Here is a 3,909-nt window from a genome sequence, read left to right on the forward strand (position 1 = left end):
GTGGATTGGTCGGCGGGTGCGGTGGAGTTGGCGGCGAAGACCATGGTGTGGCCGGAGGTGGCGCGTCCGCGTCGGGCGGGTGTGTCGTCGTTCGGTGTCAGTGGGACGAACGCGCACGTGATTCTGGAGCAGTCTGCCGAGGAGCCGGAATCGTCTGCCGTTGCTGACGGTCCTGCGGTGTGGTTGTTGTCGGCGCGTTCTCGTGAGGCGTTGCAGGCGCAGGTCGATCGGTTGGACGCGTTTGTGCAGGCGCGCCCGGAGGTGTCGGCGTATTCGATCGCTGTGGGTTTGGCGCGGCGGGCGTTGTTGCCGTATCGCGCGGTCGCGGTCGGCGGTGTGTTGGATGGTCTTGTGTTGCCTGTGGTGCCGGCGGCGGATGTTGGTGTGGGGTGGTTGTTCTCGGGTCAGGGTTCGCAGCGGGTGGGTATGGGGTCGGGGCTGGCGGCGCGTTTTCCGGTGTTCGCGGCGGAGTTCGCACGGGTGTGTGACCTGTTCGACGGCCTGCTTCCGCGGCCGTTGCGTGAGGTGATCGCTGAGGGTGGTCCGGCGCTGGACCGGACGTTGTATGCGCAGCCGGGGTTGTTTGCGGTGCAGGTGGCGCAGGCGGCGTTGCTGCGGTCGTTCGGTGTACGCCCGAAAGTGCTGGTCGGGCATTCGATCGGTGAGTACGCGGCGGCGGTGGTTGCCGGGGTGTTGGAGTTGGCGGATGCGTGTCGGTTGGTGGCGGCGCGGGCGGTGTTGATGGATGCGTTGCCGGCTGGTGGGGCGATGCTGGCGGTGCAGGCGGACGCGTCGGTGGCTTCAGGTCTGGATGTCGCGGCGGTCAACGGCCCGGACCAGGTGGTGTTGTCGGGTCCTGAGTCTCGTGTGGATGCGGTGGCGGAGGAGCTGTCGGGTCGTGGTGTCCGGGTGCGGCGGTTGCGGGTGTCGCATGCGTTTCATTCGGTCCTGATGGAGCCGATGCTGGCCGCGTTCGCGGATGTGGTGGCGTCGGTGGGGTTCCGGGCGGCGCGGGTGCCGTTGGTGTCGTCTGTGGAGGTCGGCGCGGATGTGACGGTTCCGGAGTATTGGGTGCGTCAGGTGCGGGACACGGTCCGGTTCGGTGATGCTGTCGCGGCGGTGGATGCTCCGGTGTGTGTGGAGGTCGGTCCGGACGCGACGTTGTCGGCGATGCTCGCTGATCGTCAGGTCAAGCCACTGTCGCGTCGTGACGCCGATGAGGTGGTCGCGTTCCTGACGGCCTTGGGGGCCTTGCACTCGGCTGGGGTGCCGGTCGACTGGACGCCAGCAGTGCCCGCCGGGGCAGGACCAGCCGACCTACCGACGTATGCCTTCCAGCACCGGCGCTACTGGCTCGACGGCGGCGGCTGGCGCGGCTCCGCGGTGCGGCTCGCCGACGGCGGGGTCGTGGTGTCGACCCGGGTGTCGACGGCCCGGCAGCCATGGCTGGCCGATCACGTCGTCGACGGCTCTGTGCTGGTGCCGGGAACCGGGTTCGTGGACTGGGCGGTCCACGCCGGCGACCTGGTCGGCGCGCCGGTCGTGCGGGAGCTAACGGTGCAGGCACCGCTCGTGCTGGACGCCGCCGGCACCGTCGACGTGCAGACCACAGTCGACGGTCGGCGGCAGCTGACCATCCACGCTCGTGCGGGGGCGGACCAACCATGGACCTGCCACGCCACCGGACAGCTCGCGGAGACCGCCGAGAGCGACACCCCGCAGGTCGACGCGACGTGGCCGCCGATCGGTGCGACCCCACTTCCGGTGGAGGGCTTCTACGAAGACCTGGCCGCCGTTGGTATGCGGTACGGCCCGATGTTTCAGGGTGTGCGGGCCGCGTGGCGCGCCGGTGCGGAGCTCGTCGCCGAGGTCGCCTTGGACGATGCGGGCCGTGCACAGGCGGACCGGTTCGGGGTGCACCCCGCGCTGCTGGACGCCGCGCTGCACCTGGCCGCGCTGGGCATGCCGGACGGCGCTGAGGGGCCGTCGTTGCCCTTCGCGTGGCAGGACGTTGCCGTATACGCCACGGGCGCGACCAGGGCCAGGGTGCGGATGCGTGTGGATGGCGCCAGTCTGTCGTTGACGTTGACCGACGTGGATGGGGCGTTGGTGGCGACGGTGGGGTCGTTGGTGTTGCGGGCGTTGTCGGAGCGGTTGGCGGTGGCGCCGGTTCGGGATCTGTACACGGTTGACTGGGTGGAGGTCGGCCGTGCTGGTGAGGCGGAGGTCGACCTGCCGGTGTGGGATTGCGCCGGTGTGGGGTTGGCTGACGTTCTGGCGGGTGTGCAGCAGCGTTTGGCCGCCGACGAGCGGCGTTGGGTGGTGTTGGTTCCGGACAGTCAGGATCGTCCGGAGCGGGCGGCGGTGTGGGGTTTGCTGGCGTCGGCGCAGTCGGAGCATCCGGGCCGTTTCGTGTTGGTGGATGCGGTTGATGTGGGGGTGGCGCGGGCGGCGGTGGCGGTGTGTGACGAGCCGCAGTTGCGTGTGGACGGTGACGGTGGTGTTCGGGTGCCGCGTCTGGTGCGTGCCGCCCCGAGCGGTGGCGAGGTCGACCTTGGTGCCGGCCCTGTGTTGATCACTGGTGGCACGGGGACGCTCGGTAGGTTGCTGGCAAGGCATCTGGTCGATGCGTACGGCGTGACTGACTTGGTTTTGGTGTCGCGGCGTGGTCCGGATGCCGCACGGTTGGGTGTGGACCTGCCGCAGGCGCGGGTTGTGGCGTGTGATGTGTCCGATCGGGAGGCGTTGCGAGCCTTGCTTGCGGAGTTTCGTCCGAGTGCGGTGATTCACGCGGCCGGTGTTCTGGAAGACGCGACGGTGGCGAACCTGACCGAGGCTCAGTTGGAGGCGGTGTTCCGGGCGAAGGCTGTCGCCGCCCAACACCTGCACGAGCTGACCGATGGGTTGAGTGCGTTCGTGTTGTTCTCTTCGGCGTCGGGTGTGTTCGGTTCGGCGGGGCAGGCGAACTATGCCGCCGCGAACGCGTACCTGGATGCGCTGGCCCGCCGGCGACGTGCGCAAGGTCTACCCGCACACTCGATCGCCTGGGGTCTGTGGGAGTCCGCGAGCGCACTGGCCCAGTCCGCCGACCGCGATCGCTTGGCCCGGTCTGGCGTGCTGCCGATCGACGACGAGCGAGGCCTGCGACTGTTCGACGCGGCGCTGCGCGCCGAAGCGGCGGTGACGGTGCCGGTGCGGCTGCGCCTGAACGGCACGACAGACGTGCCGCCGCTGCTGTCGCGCCTGGCGCCGGCCGCGCGGCGGACCGCGGCGACCGGCGATCAGGACCGGTCGTGGACGGAGCGGTACGCCGGATGGGAGCCGGAGCGGCGCCGCGCCGACCTCGAACGCCAGATCTGCGCGCTGGTGGCCGGGGTGCTCGGATTCGGTGGCGGCGACCAGATCGACGCCCGGCAGGCGTTCCGCGACATGGGCTTCGACTCACTCACCGCCGTGGACCTGCGCAACCGCCTGGCCACGTGGACCGACGTCCGACTCCCCGCGACGCTGGTGTTCGACTACCCGTCGCCGGCGGTGCTGGCCGATCACTTGGACGAGGTGTTGTTCGGTGCGCCGGGGTCGGTGGTGTCGGACGGCTCGGTGGGGGTGGTGGGTGGCGATCCGGTGGTGATCGTCGGGATGGCGTGTCGTTTTCCGGGTGGTGTGGTGTCGCCTGAGGGTCTGTGGGACTTGGTGGTTGGGGAGCGGGACGCGGTTGGTGGGTTTCCGGTGGACCGTGGTTGGGATGTGGGTCGGTTGTTTGATCCGGATCCGGATCGGGTGGGGACGAGTTACGCCCGTGAGGGCGGGTTCCTGTATGACGCGGCGGAGTTCGATGCGGGGTTCTTCGGTGTTTCGCCGCGTGAGGCGCTTGCGATGGATCCGCAGCAGCGGTTGTTGTTGGAGGTG

At 69.6% G+C, this 3,909-nt stretch carries 1 protein-coding gene; it reads left to right on the plus strand.

Annotated features, from left to right (window positions below; genetic code table 11):
* Positions 1-3,909, plus strand: a 3,909-nt coding sequence (locus AB0I21_RS57105) for a type I polyketide synthase (RefSeq protein ID WP_360574400.1), incomplete at its 3' end; no start/stop codon positions are given.

It is taken from the genome of Dactylosporangium sp. NPDC050588, assembly GCF_040654975.1.
Classification (GTDB): Bacteria; Actinomycetota; Actinomycetes; order Mycobacteriales; family Micromonosporaceae; genus Dactylosporangium; species Dactylosporangium maewongense.